Annotated in this window: 15 protein-coding genes; 12 read left to right on the top strand and 3 right to left on the bottom strand. The window is 38.7% G+C overall.

Going from position 1 to position 22,326, the window contains the following annotated elements:
• Positions 1-94 precede the first annotated feature (94 nt).
• Together FZC41_RS06430 and FZC41_RS06425 are read right to left on the bottom strand one after the other, a co-directional pair.
• Positions 95-2,851 carry a methyl-accepting chemotaxis protein gene (locus FZC41_RS06430; protein ID WP_148566581.1) on the bottom strand — a complete coding sequence of 919 codons (2,757 nt, stop codon included), beginning with the start codon at positions 2,849-2,851 and terminating at the stop codon, positions 95-97.
• A 370-nt stretch (positions 2,852-3,221) separates the two neighbouring features.
• Entirely contained in the window at positions 3,222-4,610 is a 1,389-nt protein-coding gene (locus tag FZC41_RS06425) for a diguanylate cyclase domain-containing protein (protein WP_148566580.1), read from the bottom strand.
• A gap of 730 nt (positions 4,611-5,340) precedes the next feature.
• Here FZC41_RS06425 and mtnK point away from each other — a divergent pair.
• From mtnK to FZC41_RS06390, 7 genes are all read left to right on the top strand, one after another.
• Positions 5,341-6,627, top strand: coding sequence for an S-methyl-5-thioribose kinase (gene mtnK / locus FZC41_RS06420; RefSeq protein WP_148566579.1), 1,287 nt, complete (start codon positions 5,341-5,343; stop codon positions 6,625-6,627).
• Positions 6,628-6,832: 205 nt separating this feature from the next.
• Complete coding sequence (locus tag FZC41_RS06415; RefSeq protein WP_148566578.1) at positions 6,833-7,684, top strand: DegV family protein; 852 nt, start codon at positions 6,833-6,835, stop codon at positions 7,682-7,684.
• A gap of 147 nt (positions 7,685-7,831) precedes the next feature.
• Positions 7,832-8,269, top strand: coding sequence for a MarR family winged helix-turn-helix transcriptional regulator (locus FZC41_RS06410; RefSeq protein WP_148566577.1), 438 nt, complete (start codon positions 7,832-7,834; stop codon positions 8,267-8,269).
• Positions 8,270-8,382: 113 nt separating this feature from the next.
• Entirely contained in the window at positions 8,383-10,119 is a 1,737-nt protein-coding gene (locus tag FZC41_RS06405; RefSeq protein ID WP_148566576.1) for an ABC transporter ATP-binding protein, read from the top strand.
• Complete coding sequence (locus FZC41_RS06400) at positions 10,109-11,992, top strand: ABC transporter ATP-binding protein (protein WP_186855136.1); 1,884 nt, start codon at positions 10,109-10,111, stop codon at positions 11,990-11,992. Before FZC41_RS06405 ends, FZC41_RS06400 begins: the two co-directional genes overlap by 11 nt.
• Positions 11,993-12,170: 178 nt before the next feature.
• Positions 12,171-13,487, top strand: a complete 1,317-nt coding sequence (locus FZC41_RS06395; RefSeq protein WP_148566574.1) for an HD-GYP domain-containing protein — start codon at positions 12,171-12,173, stop codon at positions 13,485-13,487.
• Positions 13,474-14,361 (top strand): patatin-like phospholipase family protein, encoded by an 888-nt coding sequence (locus tag FZC41_RS06390; RefSeq protein WP_148566573.1) that lies wholly within the window; start codon positions 13,474-13,476, stop codon positions 14,359-14,361. The genes FZC41_RS06395 and FZC41_RS06390 overlap by 14 nt, the downstream gene beginning before the upstream one ends.
• Positions 14,362-14,533: 172 nt before the next feature.
• Here the strand turns inward: FZC41_RS06390 and FZC41_RS06385 are convergent, their stop codons facing one another.
• Positions 14,534-15,940 carry a DUF1254 domain-containing protein gene (locus FZC41_RS06385; protein ID WP_148566572.1) on the bottom strand — a complete coding sequence of 469 codons (1,407 nt, stop codon included), beginning with the start codon at positions 15,938-15,940 and terminating at the stop codon, positions 14,534-14,536.
• A 254-nt stretch (positions 15,941-16,194) separates the two neighbouring features.
• Here FZC41_RS06385 and FZC41_RS06380 point away from each other — a divergent pair, with 254 nt between their 5' ends.
• From FZC41_RS06380 to FZC41_RS06365, 5 genes are all read left to right on the top strand, one after another.
• A complete protein-coding gene (locus FZC41_RS06380) occupies positions 16,195-16,893 on the top strand; it encodes a TrmB family transcriptional regulator (protein ID WP_243136664.1) in 699 nt (232 codons plus the stop codon).
• A gap of 440 nt (positions 16,894-17,333) precedes the next feature.
• Positions 17,334-17,486 (top strand): hypothetical protein, encoded by a 153-nt coding sequence (locus FZC41_RS17250; RefSeq protein ID WP_170253881.1) that lies wholly within the window; start codon positions 17,334-17,336, stop codon positions 17,484-17,486.
• A gap of 157 nt (positions 17,487-17,643) precedes the next feature.
• Complete coding sequence (locus FZC41_RS06375) at positions 17,644-18,951, top strand: DEAD/DEAH box helicase (protein ID WP_148566570.1); 1,308 nt, start codon at positions 17,644-17,646, stop codon at positions 18,949-18,951.
• A gap of 343 nt (positions 18,952-19,294) precedes the next feature.
• On the top strand, positions 19,295-21,097 hold the full coding sequence (locus FZC41_RS06370) for a DUF4153 domain-containing protein (RefSeq protein WP_170253880.1): 1,803 nt from the start codon (positions 19,295-19,297) through the stop codon (positions 21,095-21,097).
• A gap of 493 nt (positions 21,098-21,590) precedes the next feature.
• The coding region (locus FZC41_RS06365; protein WP_148566568.1) for a methyltetrahydrofolate cobalamin methyltransferase at positions 21,591-22,326 on the top strand (736 nt) is incomplete at its 3' end.

The raw sequence follows: 22,326 nt of genomic DNA, 5'->3' as shown, positions 1-22,326 counted from the left end.
GAAAAAGAATGGGTTCTTATTGGTTCGAATTTCAATGCTGTATCAAGAAAGTGACTTTTGCAGTGAATATCATTTTATTAAGGAGTTGATGGATTTAGTATTTATCTGCATTCATATCATCCAAAATGATAATTGGTTCTGATGGACGATTGTTAATTAGTTTAGAGGGACGATTATCAATTGGTTTAAACGGCTGTGACACAGATGAACCACTCAAAGGCTTTTTGTTTTGCTCTTTTAATTTAAATTCATCTACCATTCCTTTAAGCATTTCAGCTTGACCGGATAGTTCTTCGCTGGCGGCGGCACTTTCTTCAGCTGTTGCTGAATTGGTTTGAACGACCTGGGAAACCTGTTCAATGCCCTGGGTGATTTGCGCAATTTCAGAAGCCTGGTCGTTGGAAGCCTGGGCAATATTTCCAACTAAGTCGGCAACTATGCCAACATTATTTAAAATTACTTTTAAGCTTTCTGCTGTGTCATCAGCGATCTTTGTTCCGACTTCCACTTTCCCGATTGAGCCTTCAATAAGACCAGTAGTTTCCTTAGCTGCTTCCGCACTTCGTGCGGCAAGAGTGCGTACCTCCTCAGCTACTACGGCAAAACCTTTGCCATGCTGTCCTGCCCGAGCAGCTTCTACCGCTGCATTCAAGGCTAGAATATTGGTTTGGAATGCAATATCATCGATGACTTTAATAATTTTGGAAATATTGTTGGATGACTCGTTAATTTCATCCATAGCAGTGATCATCTTTTTCATTTGGTCATTGCCAACTTCAGCATTTGATTGAACATCAACCGTTAGTTCATTAGCTTTATTGGCATTTAAGGCATTTTTCTTTGTTTCGTTGGCAATTTCATCAATAGAAGCGGTTAATTCTTGGATAGCACTAGCTTGCTCGGTTGTTCCCTGAGACAAAGCCTGTCCGCCGTCCGAGATTTGTCGGGCACCTATTTCAACCTGTCCGGCAGCGATATTTATCTCATTCATGGTATGACTCATGTTTGTGGTGATATCATTTAAAGCATTCTTGATGGCTAAGAAATCACCAAGATATTCAGTCGTTATGTCCTGATCCATATTTCCTTGACCCAGAGCTTCTAAAGTCGCAGTAATTTCGCTGACATAACGTTTGAGAAACTCAACGGTTTTATTCATATCGTCTTTAATTTTGCCATTTTGGCCCTGGTAGTTGCCTTTCATATAAGAGCTTAAATTACCTTGGGATAATTCATTTAGTACAAAGGATGCTTCTTGAATGGGCGCAGTGATTGCATCTAAAGTATTGTTAAAACCATCGATGACTTTCGAATATTCTCCTGAGAATCGACTAAGGTCTCCTCGATTATTTAAGTTGCCTTCAATCGCAATTCGAGCCATTTCATCGGTTTCGTCCACCAGCATAACAATCATTTCAATCATCAATACCAAACTCGGAATAAGATGATCATTTTCGCTGCGTTTTCCAACATTTTTCAGAATTTCCAAATCTTGCATATCCCCTTCAGAAATATGGGTTGAGATTTCCACAACACGACATAATCGGGTATGAACGTTGTTGATCGAATCAGCTATTTCACCATAAATACCGAGGTATGAGCCTTCAACCTTTTCAGAATAATCGTTTAAGCTCATCTTGCCGAGAACGCGATTGCCTTCTTGAAGGGCTTCTAACCCATCGATGCAGGCATTAATGTTGTTCTTTATGGTGTTGAAATCACCGTAGGAAATCTTGTTGACTTTTGGTGGAATCTCACCCTTCCCGATACGGTTAATATAATCAGCAGTGGTATTAAGTGGACCAACTAAGGCATCCAGAGTGTTGTTAACTCCTTCAACAATTTCTTTAAATCCACCATTGAAAACCGATGCGTTACCTCTTGTATCAAGATTACCATTCACAGCGGCTTGGGAAAGCATGGATGCTTCAGCAACGAGCCCTCTGATGCTGTCGATGGTTTTTTTAAGTGCTGGTTTAATTTCATCCTGTTCATCTGTGATTTCTATAGTACTGGATACATCGCCGTTGGATATCCGTTCTAAGGTTCCAATGGTGATCGTTTGAAGATCGTCTGCAAAGTTGTCCATGGCAATTGCCATTTCACCAATTTCGTCCTTGGTGTTCATATTTAGCCGGGTTCCCAAATGCCCTTTGCTCATATCTTTAATCATATTAACTGCTTTTTTAAGGGGAATGCTGATAATTGAACTGAGGAATAGACCTAAACCAATTGCACCGATAATAACGATAATTGTAATAATAATCATCACAATTGTTGAACTAGTTGCTTGTGCTGTATTGGACGCTTCTTTTACGCCAGCAGCTTCCAATTTCATTGGTACTAACTTGGAAATGGCATCCTGTTCAATGTTTGAGGCTTTTTCAAAAGAAGCATTGTCAGACATAAGGGCAGTTGCTTCATCATCCAAATTTTGAGTGGCTAATATTTTCACTACTTCAAATTGTTCAGCAACCGCTTTTCGTGAAGCTATAAATTCATCATAGGCAGTTCTCATTTCATCTGAATCAATTGATTTTTCAAAGTCGGCGGTGGCTGTGTCAATTTCTTCATTTCTGATAGCGACTTTATCAGCCGCCACCTTGATCTGTTCAGGATTATCTTCAAGAATCATATCTCGGACATTTACACGCATTCTCTGAAAAGAAGCTGATATTACACCAACATCAGATATTGGTACTGTCATGTTTTCATAAAGTTCAGTGCCTGAAGTGTTTAACGAGTTAATGTTCACAATTCCAACAATACCTACTATTCCTGATATAAGCGCTACAAGAACAAAACCCAATACCAGTTTAGCTCTTATTTTCATATTATAAAACAATTGCATATAAAACCTCCATGTTTTAATATTTGCTTGAATCGTAATTAACAGTGATTTTTAAAGGATGCTTAAATAAATTTTCTGTATTTAAAAAAAATATTAAGCACCTAAAATATTTTAAGGCTAATCAATTAATTCACAACATCTATACATTTATCGTCAGGTATGAATATAACTTAAGAAAGAATAAAACTTAAGAAAGAAAAATAAATATTTTTCGTTAGATCAATCCAAAAATAAAGCCCAACTACACTAATTTATCATTTGTGTAGTTGGGCTTATTATAAAATACAGTATATTTTTATATCTACAGAAAAAAAAGTGATTTTTGTGCCGGCACAGACTTTGAAAAACAATGTGCAACATTGATTAGGTTTCACCCAATGGCCTTTATGGATTGGTGGGCATAGGTAGAAAGCTGTTCGATGCTTATTCGATTCCGTCCTGAAGCCTTAGCTTTGTATAGCGCATTATCAGCATGTTTTAGGAGGTTTTCATAAGATGCTTCGTCCGAAGGGTTTGACGTGGCGGCACCAATAGATATGGTAACGACTTTTTTTACCGGAGAGGAAACATGGAGAATTCTTAAATTCATTATGGCTATTCGCAATAATTCAGCGATTTTAGCGGCTCCCTTATTGTCTGTATCGGGAAGCAGACAGGTAAATTCTTCGCCGCCCCAGCGCGCAGCTAAATCTCCAGGCCTTTTCAATGTGCTTTTTAAGATAAATGCAACTTTACGCAGGCATTCATCTCCTTCTAAATGACCATAGGTATCATTATATAGTTTGAAATGGTCAATATCGATCATCAGCAAAGATAAATGACTACCGGTCCGTTTTGATTTTTTTATTTCGATGGATAACATCTCATCAAATCGTCTGCGATTGGCAATGTTGGTCAATTGATCTACATCTGTATTTATTTTCAAAACATCCTGATAATACTTTAATGCCAAATGATTTTTTATTTTGGCTTTTACAATTGCAATACTAAACGGCTTGGTAATGTAATCAATAGCACCAAGTTTTAATCCATATTCTTCACTATCCGCTTGATTCAGCGATGTAAGAAAAATGATCGGAAGCTCTTTTGTACTTTGATTTAGATGGAGTTTTTTGCATACTTCATATCCATTCATTTCCGGCATGACAATGTCCAAAAGAATAATATCAGGCGGTTCAGTTGAATTGGCAATGGATAATGCTTTCATGCCGCTGTGTGCGATAAGAACATCATAATCGCCACTTAAAGACTGCTCCAATACTTTTGTGTTTAACGGTGAATCATCTACAATTAGTACTCGTTGTCTTTTGCTTAAATTTGATTCATGACTATTTCGATTTTGCTCTTGTTTCTCGTCGATATTATTTTTGAATTCCTGGTTTGATACTTCAGATATTTTTGGTTGAGCGATGTCTCTTGCGGCAATATAGAGAAAATTGCCATAGCGGTGGAGTTCCCATTCGATGTAGCAGTAAGTGCCTTTTTTTGAACGATATCGATTTGTAAAATTGAGAACATCATTCTGGTTGATAAGCTCTTTTATGGCGAAAAGTGTAGCATCCAAATCATTTGGATGTACAAAATCGATCAAATTTTTATGTGCAAGTTCATTCATTGAATAACCGAGGGTCATTTTCCAGGCAGCGTTCACTTTTAGAAACTGACCATTTAAGTTCGTTACGCATAGAAGTCCAAGAGTTAGAGAAAAAATCCGTTCTAATATTTCATTTTGACTATTTGTGTCATAAAAGCTTTTCATTATCAATTATTCCTTTCTTTAAATTATTGGGAAATTACGTCGAATGTCAGTGCGAAAGTTAAAATCTCTGAAATTGATATGATAGAAACAAGAGAAAAAACAGCGAAAGATGAGTAGCTTTGATGAATAAAAAACCAGAACAGCACAATGAAGGAGGTTCTTTAAAGCAATCAATAAATTATAATACTTTAAGTTGAGATATATGGATTCTAAATTTCAATGATTTTTATAAGGAAGCATGTTTGTGAAGAGCATGGTGTTCATAGCGGCAATAACCTTTTTACTGATACTATTTATAGCAATTGATATAAGTTTACTACAATTTTTTCAGAATGGCAATCAGTAAAGGCTGCATACATCAAAATAATATCAATTAAATCCACGTTGTATAACATAATTGAAAAGATTGTATAGTTGAAAAAAAAATAGCAATATATTGCACTCGAGAATCTTGCCAGATTTGTGTAATGCGCATCACATATTTTGTCTAATGGGGAAAAAGTGTACAAAATAATCTACTAGTTGCGCTCTGATTGCTCTGATGCTTTCTCTGATTCGCGGCAGTGTGAGTAAAAAGGAACTTTTAAAAGTGAGTAAGGAAAATTAATTAAAAATGAGAAGGTTATACAAATAATTAGCATCATTGAAATAAATAGTTCATTTGTTTCCGCTTGTGATCGTGATAAAATAACACTCATAGTTATCGAATAAAGAAAACGTGAGGTAAGATATGTCTTACAGAGATTTGACACCGAAAACAGTCATAGAATACATAAAAAACTATACCGATATTTTTCCCGCAGAGGCAGTACTTGATGTCTATGAAGTCGGCGGGGGAGAAGATGATGGCGATGGTTTTGTCAATCATATCTACCGGGTTTGGGATGAAACCGGAAAATCAGTTATTCTGAAACAGGCAAAACCGCACATGCGTGTATTAGGTGAAGCGGCGAAACTGACGACTAAACGAAATCAAACAGAAGCAGAAATTATTAAGCTAAGAACAGCGATCACGCCTGAATATTTGCCGAAAATGTATCACGTCGATCAGGGAAACAATCTATTTGTTTATGAAGATTGCGGTCATCTGAAAATCATGCGTTTTGAATTGATCAAAGGAAAATCTTTCCCTGAATTTCCGAAACAAATCGGGGAATTTATTGCGAAATCAAATTTTTATACGTCGGAAATTTATTTAGACCAGATTACCCACAAAGCCCTGGAATGTAAATTTATGAATCCGGAGATGCGGCGGATCATGGAAACGATTCTTTTCTCAAGAGAGTCATTTCTTGAGCATGATATTGACCATACTTTAGAGGGGGACCCCAATCATTTAGCAATGGCTGAATTGTTTTGGGATAAACGTGAAGTAAGAGTTGAATTGTTAAAACTACGTGGGATTTTCATGAAAAGAAGCGAGTGCCTGGTTCATGGCGATCTCCATACGTCAAACATCATGATTGATGAAAAAGAAATGAAAGTCATCGATATGGAGTATCCTTTTATGGGGCCGACATCAGCGGATATGGGTTATCTGATGGGAAACCTGATTTATGAGTACATTGCCTGGTTCTATCATCCTGAAGGAACCCCAAAGTCTCGAAAGGCTTATCGAAAAGAGATCCTGGGTTATATAAAAGACATGGTCTATGAATATCAAAAAGTGTATTCGGGATGCTGGGATAAAGATGCAAAACCAATCTATCGGGAGTATACGGAATATCGGGACGATATTCTTAAAAAACAGATAAAAGAAGTATGTGGATTTGCAGGTTGTCAGATTGCCAGTCGGGTTGGAGCCTTGGTTCCGTTGCCTGATTTCGATGTATTACAAAATTTGGACAGTCGTAACTCGGCCCGGCGGCTTTCATTGCTGATCGCCGACACATTGATTATGAAACATGAAGAAATCGAAACCGTTAAGGATATTATTAAACTCATTAAAACCATTACTCACCGATATTTTGATGTGATGAAGGCATTAATTTATCCAATGCACGAGACAATCAATTAGGATATTGATTTTGCGAAAATAAGACGCCTGATTTGGAACGGCCGCCATCAGTAAAATTAAATAAGTTGTAATGAACAACCTTAGATTTCTTGGTATCTGAAATTCAAGGTTGCTTTTATTTGTTGACAAGATATTTAGTTCACATTAGAATAGTTCATGACAAAACTGTTATATAAAAATCAATAAAATCGAAGGAGAAACATAGATGGATAATATCAAGATTATCGCAGACAGCACCTGTGACTTGTCAGCGGAATTGATAGAAAAATATGACATTGGTATTCTTCCATTGACGATTACCATGGGGGATAAATCTGTGAAGGACGGCAATGGCGTAAATCAGAAAGAGATTTATGAATGGTCCAACAAGACGGGTGAGACACCTAAGACAGCGGCTCCCACTATCGGAGAAGCAATTGATGTCATAACACCTTATATAGAAGCAGAGAGGGACATTATATTTTTCGGAATCTCAGAGGTTATGTCCACAACCTGCAATGTAATGAGATTGGCAGCCGAGACGCTCAATTACAAAAAGCTGGTGGTTGTGAATTCACGGAATTTATCAACGGGAATCGGACTGCAAGTCATCCGGGCGGCTGAACAGGTGAGTAGGGGATGTACGGTAGAAGAAATTCTAGCGGACAACAGACAAATTAATGGAAAAGTAAAGGCTAGTTTTGTAGTTGATACATTAACCTTCCTTTATCGGGGGGGAAGATGTTCTTCGGTGACCGCACTGATTGGCAATTCCTTAAAATTGAAACCAGAAATTGTTGTTTCTGATGCAAAAATGCAAGTGAGAAAGAAATATCGAGGAAACGCAAAATCGGTTATTCTCAAATATGCGAAAGAACGGGAAAAGGAACTTTTACTGGCAAATTCTGCCAGAGTATTCATCACCCATTCTGGTTGTCCAGAGAAGATTGTCAATAAAGTAAAAGAGTACTTGGAAAGTTTGAATAAATTTGAAGAGATATTAGTAACCCAGGCAGGAGGGGTTGTTTCCTCGCATTGTGGGCCTAATACTTTAGGAGTGCTTTATATTCTTAATTGACCGCTGCTTTTTTAAAAAAATACGGCACTAATTTTTTACTTTGTTTGGAACCTATGAAATGGAACCTCCAAAATACTGGAATTTTAATCTTGACAATAAAAGATTCAATGTTATTATATGTTAGGTAACTAACAATTCCGGAGGCGAATGATGGAAACCAAATATGATGTTGGAAAAAAAGTCATTATATTATCAAATCAGGTTAAAAGATCTCTTGACCGTGCTGCTGAAGACAGCGGAATAACCGGTGTTCAAGCACGGGTGCTGGGGATTTTGGCAGAAGCGCAAAAAAATAACAGGGATGTATTTCAAAAAGATATTGAAGAAAAATTGCAAATTCGCCGGTCTTCGGTGACAGGTGTTTTACAGCTGATGGAAAAAAAAGGTCTGATTTCCAGGGAAAGTGTTTCTTATGATGCAAGATTAAAAAAAATCATGATAACAAAAGAGACCAAGAAATTAGAAGACCATTTACATGAGAATATTTATATTTTTGAGCAGAATTTGATAAAAGGAGTTTCGAATAAGGATCTGGACACGTTTTTAAGTGTAATAAATATACTTTCAAGAAATATGAATGTATAATGATCTAAAAATTTTAAATGAATTGTTCGTATCCTTACAGTAAGTCACCTTACTGTAAGGATACGAACAATTTTGGACCCAATAAAAAATATAAGAGAAAAATAGGAGGAACAATGGTTAAAACATTAATGTCACAAATAAAAGAGTTCAAAAAAGTTTCAATACTAACTCCTTTATTTGTTATTCTTGAAGTCATAATGGAAGTGATCATTCCATTAATGATGGCATCGATTATTGACAACGGGGTGGAAAAAGGCGATATTTCACATGTTTGTGTAACGGGAGGATTGATGATTTTGCTAGCAATGCTTTCGCTTACATTTGGTGTGCTGTCAGGAAAATTTGCCGCAAAGGCGAGTTCCGGGTTTGCTAGAAATTTAAGAAAAACAATGTTCGAGAACATTCAGAAGTTTTCATTTTCGAACATTGACAAGTATTCAACCGCCGGTTTGATCACGCGGTTAACAACCGATATTACTAATGTACAAAATGCCTATCAGATGATTCTTCGTATTTGTACAAGAGCGCCCGTTATGCTGATCAGTGCAATGGCAATGGCTTTTTATATCAATGCAAAATTGTCATTAATTTTTCTGGGAGCTATCATATTTCTTGGCATTATCCTGGCCGTCATCACAGTTAAAGCCTTTCCAATATTTACAGTACTGTTTAAACAGTATGATGTTCTTAATGGCTGCACACAGGAAAATATCAATGCCATAAGAGTTGTCAAAGCTTATGTTCGGGAAGAACATCAGAATAGTATCTTTCAAAGTGCAGCAAAAAAGATCTATGAAATCTCTTTAAAAGCGGAGAAACTTCTGGTATTGAATATGCCGATTATGCAATTTGTGATGTATACCTGCATTCTTCTGCTTTCATGGCTGGGGGCTAAGATGATTGTGGGTGGATCTTTGACAACTGGTGAGTTAATGGGATTATTCACCTATTGCATTAATATTCTAATCAGTCTGATGTTCATTTCCATGGTCTTTGTAATGGTGGCGATGTCGAAAGCATCAGCCGATCGTATTGCCGAAGTCATCAATGAAGAACCAAATTTGATAAATGGAGAAAACCCTAAAGATACGATTTTGGATGGATCTGTTGAATTCAAAAATGTATCCTTTTCATATCAGGACGATAGTGATAATTATGTACTGAACAATATCAATTTTTCAATAAAATCGGGTGAAACGCTTGGAATTATCGGGGGAACCGGCAGCGCAAAATCATCTCTGGTGCAGCTGATTCCACGGCTTTATGACACCTCACTGGGGGAAGTCAGGGTCGGCGGTCTGAATGTAAAAGATTATGATATTGAGGCGTTGAGAAATGAAGTCGCCATGGTTTTGCAGAAAAATGTCTTGTTTTCGGGAACGATTATGGATAATCTTCGCTGGGGGCGTCAGGATGCCTCTGATGAAGAATTGCAAAGAGCCTGCGAACTGTCTCAGGCCGACGAGTTCATTCAAATATTGCCACAAAAATATGATACCTATATTGAACAGGGGGGAAGCAATGTATCAGGCGGACAAAAACAACGGCTTTGCATTGCCAGAGCACTACTTAAGAAACCAAAGATTTTGATTCTCGATGATTCCACCAGTGCAGTCGACACAAAAACAGATACTTTAATACGAAAGGCATTTGCGGAAGAAATTCCGAATACCACAAAGATTATTATTGCGCAAAGAATTTCCTCGGTGCAGGACTCGGATAAAATCATCGTATTGAATGATGGCGTTATCGAGGCCATCGGAACCCACGAAGAACTGTTGGCAAGCAGCAGTATTTATAAAGATGTCTACGAATCCCAGACGAAAGGAGCTGTCATCGATGGAGAATAAAAAAAGAAAAACCAATAATCCCAAAGAAAGTATCAAGCGGTTGTTTGGATACATTTTTAAATACTATAAAATTCACTGCCTGGCAGTTTTAACGTTGATTATTCTGTCTTCCTTAGCCAATGTCGCGGGAACGATGTTTATGAAAAATTTAATTGATGATTACATCGTGCCATTTATCGGAAAGCAAAACCCTGATTTCAGTCTTCTTTTTCGTGCTCTGATGATAATGGCAGGGATATACTATTGCGGGGCGCTTGCCACTTGGGGCTACAATCGTATTATGATCAATGTCGCTCAGGGAACTTTGAAAAACATCAGAAATGATATTTTTTCCCATATGGAGACATTACCAATAAAGTACTTTGATACTCATGCCCATGGAGACATCATGAGTGTCTACACAAATGATACGGATACACTAAGACAAATGATCAGCCAGAGCCTGCCTCAATTAGTGTCCTCTGTTATTACCGTTGTCAGCGTTTTTATAGCGATGATGATATTAAATATTCCGTTGACGTTGGTAACATTATTGATGGTTGGCGTGATGCTTTTCGTTACGAAAAAAGTGGCGGCTAAAAGTGGTAAACATTTTATGGCACAACAGAAGAATCTTGGTTCAATTGATGGATATATTGAAGAAATGGTGGAAGGACAGAAGGTTATCAAAGTATTCTGCCATGAAGAAGAGAGTCTCAAAGAATTTAACCGCCGAAATGACGAGTTATTTCACAGCGCCGACAAAGCAAATATGTATGCTAATATTTTGATGCCAATTATGGCAAATCTTGGCAATATCGGCTATGTCATTACCGCCATCATCGGATCGATTCTCGCTATTTTTGCAGTTGGTGGATTTACCATTGGAGGACTGGCATCGTTCCTTCAGTTTAACAAAAGCTTTACCATGCCAATCAACCAGATGGCGCAACAGTTAAACGCCATTATCATGGCACTGGCAGGGGCAGACCGAATTTTCACGCTTTTGGATGAGACCCCGGAGTCTGACGAAGGGTATGTGGAACTAGTCAACGCAAAGGTTTCAGAAAACGGTGAAATAATCGAAGTTCCGAAAAGAACCGGCATCTGGGCCTGGAAACATCATCATAAGGCGGATAATACCACCACATATGTGTTGGTAAAAGGAAATGTGGTCTTTGACCATGTCGATTTCGGATATAATGACGACAAGATGATTCTTCATGATATTGAACTGTATGCTGAACCGGGTGAAAAGATCGCCTTCGTCGGGGCAACGGGAGCGGGAAAAACGACGATCACCAATTTGATCAATCGTTTTTATGATATTCAGGATGGTAAAATTCGATATGATGGGATTAATATCAATAAAATAAAAAAATCGGATTTAAGACGGTCTCTCGGGATCGTGCTCCAGGATACTCATTTGTTTACCGGTACGGTTATGGAAAATATTCGTTTCGGAAAACTGGATGCCACTGATGAAGAGGTCATTGGGGCAGCAAAACTGGCCAATGCCCATTCATTCATCAAGCATTTGCCCGAAGGCTATGATACGGTTTTCACTGGTGACGGCGGAAACTTATCTCAGGGACAGCGCCAATTAATCGCGATTGCCAGGGCTGCGGTCGGAGATCCTCCGGTACTGATTTTGGATGAAGCCACTTCCAGTATTGACACCCGTACCGAAAAAGTCGTTCAGGAGGGAATGGACCACTTGATGGAAGGAAGAACGGTATTGGTTATTGCTCATCGACTATCCACCATTAAGAACTCTAATGCCATTATGGTAATGGATCAAGGGCGTATCATTGAACGGGGAAACCATGAAAGTCTGTTAAAGAAAAAAGGTGTTTATTATCAATTGTATACCGGAGCACTGGAAATTGATTAATAAAATTAAGATGGTTGATTTGTCTTAAGGGGCTGCCTAGACGTTTCAGGATAATTGTTTTATCTGGTTACTGCATTTAGTATGTAATGAAAAATAATTGCTGTACCATTTTTTGTTGTTTAATAATTTGACAAAAATATGATTTTATAGCACAATATTCCAGAATAGAATGATTTGAATGAAAGGAAAAGTGACCATGATCTCATTTCTTGAGTTGACCCTTGAATTATCAAGGGCTTCCGATATGGTAAGCCCGGAGCTAAATAATCATCACAGATTGGTTGCTTATATAACTTACAACCTTGGGGAAGAACTGAACTTAAATGAAAAGCAGCAGAATCACTTAAGTGTGGCCGCTATTCTGCATGATATTGGCGGTTTAAGCATGCAGGAAAGGCTGGATGTCTTAAAATTTGATGCGCTTAATCCTCATAAACATGCTAAAATTGGATGGATGCTGTTAAAAGATTATAAAGAGTTCTCTAAAGAGGCAAAGATCATCAAATTTCATCATGTCGATTGGAACAATGGCAATGGCCTGAAAAAAGACGGTGAAGATGTGCCGTTGGAAAGTCACCTGATCCATTTAGCCGATCGCATCGCTACCCTGATTTCAAAGGATGATAAACCGTTCAATCAGGCAGAGCGAATTTATGGCAGAATAGAAGAAGCTTCGGGGAAACGATTCAATCCTGAATTTGTAAAGGCTTTTGAACGACTTAAGGAAAAAGAATATTTCTGGTTCGATCTGGAATCCATTTCCTGCAGCAGCAATTATTATAAAAAATTAAGTTTTAATGATCAATTGATTGATATTGATGCATTGATTGGAATTGGAAAATTATTTGCGCGAGTGATTGATTTCCGGAGCAATTTTACGGCGGTCCATAGTGAGGGTGTTGCGGCCGTTGCTAGGCAGTTGGCGCAGTTTTCGGATTGCGATGAAATGACTTGTAAAAAAATTCTGGCAGCAGGCTATGTCCATGACATTGGGAAACTGTCTGTTCCAACGGAAATTTTAGAAAAACCAGGAAAATTGACGGAAGATGAGTTTTCAGTCGTTAAAGGGCATAGCTATCAAACTTATGTTTTACTGGATCATGTGAAAGGACTTGAGGAAATCAATATTTATGCTTCCATGCATCATGAACGGCTGGATGGCACAGGCTATCCGTTTAAGCTAAAGGGTGAAGACCTGCCATTAGGGTCGCGGATTATGGCCGTTGCCGATATTTTCACCGCATTAACCGAAAATAGACCCTATCGCAAGGGCATGCAGAAGGAAGCTGTGATTGAAATTCTCGAAGAAATGGCAGATGATAATAAGATCGATAAAAAAATAGTAGCCATTCTGATAGACCATTACCAGGAAGTAACCCGAACCCGGATAAAAAAGCAAACGAAAGCGCGAAAGCGCTATAAGGATTTTGAACTGGCATTAGAAGAGGACGATCAGATGGAAATTCAGAGAGGCAAAACCCATGGAATTAATTAATAATATCAAAGATATCGCATTAATTTTTGAAGGCGGTGGAATGCGGGCCAGCTACAGTGCTGGATTTTTGAATAACCTGTTGGAAAATGAAATATATTTTGATTACGTGGCCGGAATTTCAGCAGGTTCCAGCCATAGTATCAATTATTTATCCCGGGACAGAAGTCGTGCCAAGCGCTCATTTGTGGATTTAGTTTTAGATCCGGAATTTGGCGGCTGGAAATCTTTTTTTAAAGGGGAAGGTTTTTTTCGATCCGATTATATTTATGAAAAAACGTCCGAACCAGGGGCTTCACTGCCATTTAATTTCGAGACATTTATGGCTAATCCGGCGCAGTTGCGTATCGGTGTTTTTGAGCGGGATAAGGGCGAAGTGGTCTATTATACGAAGAATGATATTCACACGTTAGATGATTTGGTTAAAATTGTCCGTTCTTCATCGTCCATGCCGATTTTTATGCCGCCAACCTTTTACAAGGAGCATTATTATGTAGATGGCGGTTTGGGCGGCGGGATAGCCTTGGATATTGCCAAAAAGGATGGCTTTGATAAATTCTTTGTTGTGCTGACCCGTGAAAAAGGCTACCGAAAAAGTCCGTTAAAATTAAAAAGGACGATTAAAAATTATTACCGCAAGCATCCGAAAGTGGCGGAAGCGATGCTGAGCCGTCATATTATCTACAATCAGACGCTGGATGAACTTGAAGCGCTGGAAAGGGAAGGAAAAGCCTTCCTTGTTTACCCGGATACCATGCCGGTATCCAATCGGGAGATCAATTTTGACAAGCTGTCCAGAAGTTATCGCTTGGGATATGCCCAGGGCAAGCGGGATTTACCCCAATGGAAAGAATTTCTGGAAATTGATCAAAGCTGAGTTTAAAACTTTAGAAAAAAATGAACGTGGAGAATGATGATCAAAAAAACATGAAGATAGCATTTAAATGGAAAAGATAGCCGTATAATACGATAATATCCTAAAATAATAGCAGCTAAAAACAGTGCCGCAAAACAGCCAAGAGCTGGATTGCGGCACTGTTTCTTACAGGTCAAACTACTTTTTTAATGACGGGGGCAGACCATTGGCCGTTGAGAACCGATTCCTGGGGCAAGTAGATCCGCAGATACAGATGAAAATCATCGCTTGAAACTGGAAGCCAGTTACTCAGCTTTGATGCATCAGGAGCATTGGTCTGAACCAGAATATCCAGGGAACCGTCTTCATTTAAAGCAAAGCCGCTCCGGTCGTTGATGCAATAACGATTCAATTCATTATCAATAAGAAAATTGTCGCTATTATAAGCGGTGATGGACCAGAATCCATTTTCCTGGGTAGGTGGCAGGGCGTTTTTATCAAAGTGAATGGTGTAGGCATTGCTGCCATTCAGGGTTTCTCCATTGCTGTCTTTGTAAGCTTTTGGGTAAATGGCAACAGAAGCGGGATTTACAGCAATGCCATTGATTGCGATTAAGGCCCGGAATTCGTATTCCGTACCGAACTTGGCGATCGGTTCGCCGAAGTAACTCCAGCTTCCTAGCGCTACGGAAAATTTAGAACAGTCCGTTGCTAAAACGCCGGTGAGATTGGTCACCATGGTTTTCCATTTCTCAGAAGCATTGTCCCCGAGAACAGAAACGTCAAAAGTGCATCCCGGACCGACATTGATGCTGCTTAAGGCTTTCATTAAAGGCGCATCCGCTGTTGTCGGAGGATTGTTGACCAAGAGCTGGTTGGCAGTGTCAAAAAACGCTTGCGGGGTCATCGCATCGACAGCAGTGATTGGGACAAAATCGTTTTTGGGATTATCGGTTCCAGTTGGCGGAGTATAGGGTTCGCCCGACAGGTAGGCATCCAGAGGGAGCAGCTGCATCTGATTCTGGATGGCATAGACATTATCGAGATCGGCGTCGCCGTTGCAGACAGTGCGGATCAGAATCCAGGAAAGGTTGGTGGGCAGGGAAACCTGTTTCATATTGTCAGGGACGGTTCCCTTGTAATTGGGGCCGGTAAACAGGTAGGTCTGCTGATCCTGGGTATCGCCGCCAGAGCCGAGAATGGACACAGCATTGGTGTACGCATCCATGACCTCTACTGAGCAAAACCGATTTGTTTTTGGTTTGACATAAACCATGGCAGTATCAGTAAGATCAAGAAATGCCTGGGAATAGACGGTATCCACATTGGGGGTTACAATATCCTTTGATGCAGCTGTGGCAAGGCCTTTGGCATGAATCAGCTGATTGATGGGAGCTCTGGTATCGCTGGGCTCGACGGTATTTGTCATCGCTTCCATCGTTGCGTTTACCAGAACAAGGGGAAGACAGTAAACATAGGCATCTGAGACAGTCTGCCAACCATCGGTTTCGGCTGTTGTCGAGGTCGTTTTTTCGGTACAGCCGGAAAGCGCAGTCGACAGCAGGCATAAGGCAAGAATCAGGGTAATCGTTTTCTTCATTGTTACATTCCTTTCCAACAAAATTTAACGAGAAAATTATATCATATTAAAAGGTGCATTGTAGTAAAGAAAGTTAGAATATGGGAAATAATTATATGAAAATTGAGTACCCAATCAATTAATGGCTGGTTAAATATGATCGTTGTTGATTAAAGCAAAGGTCTTGTGAATTATGATTGACAAGATCATTTAAAATGGATAAAGTATTCCTAATAAATACTACTAATGTAAAATAAATAGAAAGGTATATGCAGATGATTGATAAATTAACTTTGTTTGGTTTAACCAGGCAGGAAGCAACCATTTATATAAGTCTTTTTCAAAATGGAGCATCCAATGGATACGAAGTGGCCAAGGCAACTGGCATTTCCCGATCAAATGTATATAATGCCCTTGCCGGGTTAGTGGAAAAAGGCGCTGCTTACCTGAAGGAAGAGGCTTCCAGTAAATATATTGCGGTGCCGATTGAAGAATTTTATAACAATAAACTGCGGGCAATGACGGAGGCAAAAGAATTTTTGCTGAAAAACTTAATTCCGGCGAAAGATGCAACAGCTGGTTACATTACCATTGACGGCTGTGTGCACATAAAAGATAAAATGTTTAATATGCTTGATCAGGCAGAAAAAAGGATTTACATTTCTTTGCCATTTCAATATTTAGAAGAAATCAGGAACAAATTAGAAAATTTAATTGATAACAGGATCAAGGTAGTTGTGATAACAAACGAAGATTTCAAAATGCCGGGAGCTGAAGTTTATCTGGCTGATAAAAAAGATAAACAAATACGGTTTATTATCGATTCAACCTATGTCTTAACAGGAGAATTCTCAGAAAGTGATTATGATACATGTTTGTATTCCGGACAGAAAAACTTTGTGAATGTTTTTAAGGAAGCCCTTAGAAATGAAATAAAATTAATTGAATTGGGCAGAAACAGTGATGAAAAATAAATTGGTATTTTAAACGATAATAACTTGCGATCGGTGTTTAATTAATATTCGTTTAAGGTATTTCTAATGTTTTACCATAATTACAGTTCACAGGAAGCGCTTTTTTCATTTTGGCTAAAGAGATGAAGACCAACAGAGATAGGAAGGATTCTTAAAAATTAGTTGATAACTTCAAGAAACAGACGTTTAATGCCTTAATATAAAATGTTTTGTAGCTAAATTCTTCTTAATAGGATATAATATAAAAATAACCGTACATTTGCAAGATGCCAGAAAATGTTGCGTTACGAAATAACACCTTACAGAATACGGGTTTCCAAACTAGCTAGGGTGCAGACACAGGGACGTTTTTGTTTATTTGAAAAAAAGACAAACAAATGTCCCTGTGCCTGCATCTGCCTTTGGTTCTCTAAGGGAAAGCAAAGGAGGAAATTATACCAATGAACAATATTGAAGGAATGAAAAAATTAATTGAAGAGAAAAAGAAGCAAAGTTCACAACAAGGTATTAATGGAAAAAAGCCGAGTCAAACAAAAGTAAACAGCCGAAAAGCGTTTAGAAACAAAAAATCCGGCGGAGTTTTTGACAAATAATGGCTGGTAAAAGAAATATGTCGTCATTCTGAAAGAACGCAGTGCATGCGTTCTTTATTTTTGGCAAAGGCAAGCGTTTATTTGAATAATTAAATACTTGCCAGTTTGCCAATCACAATACGTAGTAATACGAAAAAAAATAAAGGAGAAATAATTATTGTTATTTGAAAATTTGAATATAATCGAGCCGATTCAGAGGGCTTTAAAAACTGAAGGATATACAGAAGCTACACCGATACAGACAGAGGCCATTCCCCAATTATTGGATGGAGCCGATTTACTGGGGTGTGCTCAAACAGGTACGGGAAAGACAGCAGCCTTTGCCATACCAATTTTACAAGGCATTTCATTTGAACAAAGAAACTTAAAAGGAAATAGACATATAAAAGCATTGGTGCTTGCGCCAACAAGAGAGCTTGCAATTCAAATTGCCGATAGTTTTAAAGCGTATAGCAAGCATTTAGGTCTTAGAACGCTTGCAATCTATGGGGGAGTATCCCAACATCCACAGACGAATGCACTGACCAAGGGAATTGATGTTTTGGTCGCAACACCGGGAAGGTTGCTCGACCTGATTAATCAAAAATATGTTCATCTGGATAAGATAAAATATTTTGTACTGGATGAAGCAGATATGATGCTGGATATGGGAATGCTTCAAGATGTCAAAAAAATCATGAAATATGTGCCTGCGGTAAGACAAAACATGCTCTTTTCAGCGACAATGCCAAAGGAAATTGAAAAACTGGCTGGTAATATATTAAAGAATCCGGTAAAAATAGCCATCACGCCAGTATCATCTGCAGTTGAAGTCATCGAACAATCCGTTTATTATGTGAATAAAAGTAATAAGACCAACTTACTGATTCATTTACTAAAAGATAAAGCCATTGTTTCGGCATTGGTGTTTTCCAGAACAAAGCATGGTGCCGATAAAATTGTAAAACTTTTAGTGAAAGCCGGATTACAAGCACAGGCGATTCATGGGGATAAATCACAGAATGCACGACAGTTGGCTTTAAATAATTTTAAACAGGGAAAAACAAGAATATTGGTTGCCACGGATATTGCAGCCAGAGGAATTGATGTTGAAGAATTATCCCATGTTTTTAATTACAATTTGCCGGAAGTTCCAGAAACTTATGTTCATCGAATTGGTCGTACCGGAAGAGCCGGCCTTGGTGGAATTGCAATTTCTTTTTGTGATCAGGAAGAAAAACCGCTATTGGCAGAAATTCAGAAACTTGTGTCAAAATCAATCCCTCTGGTTGAAGATCATCCATATCCATTGATTGAAATGCCATCTGAATTAAAAGGGGTACCCGCCCGAAGATCATTTGGCCCTAAAACGCCACCAACTAAACACCGCAGGGGAAATACAACCAGCACCTCAAAGAATAAAACGAGAAAGAATAATGAAGAACACTATTATTCTAAAAATAAGCGGGCTGAAAACCAATTTTAATAAAATTTTAAAATAGGCTTTAGCGATGTTACAAACAGGCTCGTTTTTATAAATCAATAAAGCTAAGTGACGAGGAGGAATATCATGGGAGACAAAAGTCCAAGAAAAAAAGAAACAAAGAAGAAAAAAGCTGATAAAAAAGCAACTGTCAAAATAGTATCGTTAGTTGTGCCGGAAAGCAAAGAAAAATAAGGATAATATCGATTTGCACTCTGTATAAGGGTGCTTTTTTTATGGGGAAAATTCGTCGTTATTACTAAAAACAAACGTTGATATGATAAACTTTCCCCTAACAGGGTATGAATAAAAAAAGTTGAATAAATTTTGTATGAGGAGGCGTATCATGAAAATTATCGATAAGTTCAGTGAAAAGCTCAGCGGCTTATACCGTGCCATATCTCGCTATCCAATGACTGTTCTTTTTCTGTTATCCGCGGCAGTTGTTAATGCAATCGCAATCAGCCAGGACGCTGACTATTACAGGTTTCTTCTGACCTTTGCAGTTGGAGCATGCCTGGGTTTTACACTACAGGCGGCCTGGGAACGATTTTTTGATAAAATTGTGTATCGACTTGTTATGATGGGGATTGGGCTGATCCTGACAATTGGATATTTTTTGATCGTCAGCCAGTATACGAGTACTGGCTGGGAAACGTCGATCAGGACATCAGTTGCTGTTTTTGCACTTGCCATCGCGTATGTATGGGTGCCGGTAATTAAAAGTACCGTTACTTTCAACGAGAGTTTTATGGCAGCGTTTAAGGCGGTCTTCAATTCACTTCTTTTTTCCGGGGTCATTTTCCTTGGAATCACATTGATAATTACAGCCATCGATCTCCTTCTTTTCAGAGTACCTGAAAAAGCGTACTTGCAGTCCTTGAGCATTATTATGATTCTGTTCGCTCCGATCTATTTTCTTTCCCTGATTCCGGTTTACCCAGGAGCTTCCGATAAAATCCGCTCTGCAGAAGAACTGGAACAGCAAAAGGAAAAAATAATCAAAGCTTGCGCCTGTCCAAAATTCGTAGAGGTTCTTATTTCCTATATCATCATTCCGCTGCTGGCCGTCTACACCGTAATTCTCGTAATTTATATTGCAATCAACATTACCGGGAAATTCTGGACCGACAATCGGCTTGAACCAATGCTCGTTGGATTTGCCATTGCTACCATCCTGATTTGTATACTGGCCAGCAGGATGGAAAATAAATTCGCTGAGCTTTTTAGAAAAACATTTCCCAAGATTCTCGTTCCAATTGTGTTGTTTCAGATAGCCTCCTCGGTCTTAAAAACCAGCGATACCGGCCTTACCTGCGGGCGCTATTATGTGATTCTCTTTGGCATCTTTGCAGCTGCTTCGGGGATTTTGATGAGCTTTTTGCCGGTGCGGAAAAATGGTGTTATAGCGGCACTGCTAATTGGTTTGTCGATGATATCCATCATTCCGCCTATAGATGCTTTTACCGGAAGCCGGATAAATCAGGAAGCTATGCTCAGAGATGTGCTGATCCAAAACAATATGCTTCAGAATGATCAGATTATCCCAAATGCTTCTCTTTCCGAGGAAGATAAGCAAGTGATTTCTAATAGCATGAACTATCTAGTCATGATGGAATATACAAATGGAATTTCATATCTGGGAAAAGATTATGATCCTAATGAAGATTTTTATCATATTTTTGGATTTTATCAGTATGAACAAAATATGTACGGAAAGTCGTCGATTTATCTGGCTCTGGATCAGCAGTCGCCGATCAGTATTTCAGATTATGATATCTTTGTGATGGTAAGCTTTTATTTTCAGGACGATAAAGAAGGTCCTAAAGTCTGTGATTTTGAAAAAGCAGGGAAGACCTATACTCTTTTGAAAGACACCTCCACTCATCCGGGAACACTCAGGTTATCGGATGAAGATGGTCAGGAACTGATTTCCGTTAATCTGCAGGATGTTTTCAATTACTTTGATACCACGAACGGTGCAAGTAATCAGATCAATAAAGGCTTCTTATCGGTGGATCAGGCAACAGTCACTCAGGAAAATGATAAAGTTGTGTTCTCACTTGTGGCAGTGAATGTGAATATTGACAAATCCAGTATGGAGCAGCCATATAGCGGTGATTTTTATGTTCTGATAAAAATAAAATAAGTAACGTAGAAATTGAAAGACTCAAATTTAATATCAATTTAGAAAGTAACTATTAATAAAAAGACAATAAATATTAGTATCATCATTTTATTAGCAACTTCATATCTGATGTATATCATATATTTTGTGAGATTTTCAGAGCATATACTTGAGTGTCTTGGGATTGTTGAAATCCTCTGGCACTTTTTTGCGGACCAGCAACGAGCATAATCAGTACTTGGACTTACTTAATTAGTCGACAACAGTCGTTTAAAACAAAGTATATATAATTAAATACATATAATATACAAAATAATTATTCAATTAAAATACTATAACTAAGGTGTTTAATATAAATATAAAAAATTAAATACATATAAAAAAATGATTGACGCACCTTTATAACGATGCTATACTAAATTCATGTAAAATATACGCGTATAGTTGTACGGCTCATTGAAATGTAAATTTATAAGAGCTCGTTGAAAAGATATTATAAGGAGGCAGATAAAAAATGATTATAATTGGAGAAAAAATTAACGGCGCGATACCTTCCACCGCGAAGGCCATTGCCGCCAAGGATTCAGAGTATATTAAAAGTTTAGCCATCAAACAGGCGGAAGCCGGTGCCGATTTTATTGATGTCTGTGCTTCGGTGGATGATGCCATTGAACTGGAAACCATGAAATGGCTGATCGACATCGTCCAGGACGCCACGGATGTGCCGATCGCGGTGGACAGCCCCAACGTACACACCTGCGTTGCAGCGATGAAATACTGCAACAAACCGGGACTGTTCAACTCCGTTTCATTGGAGGGGGATAAAGTGGATGTCGCATTCACGGCTATCGCTGCTACAAAATGGGAATGCGTGGCACTCTTAAATAGCGACAAGGGGATTCCGAAAACAGCCAAAGACCGTCTCGATGTTTTCACCGATTTAATGGCGAAAGTAAAAGAATACCAGATTGACCCTTCAAGAATGCACATCGATCCGTTGATCGAAATGCTCTGCACCTCAGAAGAAGGCATCAGCATGGTAACCGAAGTCATCAGGGGCATTAAAGAACAGTATCCAACCATTCATGTCACTGGTGCTGTCAGCAATATTTCCTTCAATCTGCCCGCCCGAAAAATCGTCAACCAGGCTTTTGCCGTACTGGCGATGAACGCCGGAATGGACAGCTTTATCCTGGATCCGCTGAATCAGGATCTGATGGGGATGCTGTTTGCCACCGAAGCGCTGCTGG

It is taken from the genome of Acetobacterium paludosum, from assembly GCF_008086595.1.
In the GTDB taxonomy this organism is placed as follows: domain Bacteria; phylum Bacillota; class Clostridia; order Eubacteriales; family Eubacteriaceae; genus Acetobacterium; species Acetobacterium paludosum.
The sequence above is the reverse complement of the archived record's forward strand: the minus strand, read 5'-3'. Positions and strand labels throughout refer to the sequence as shown.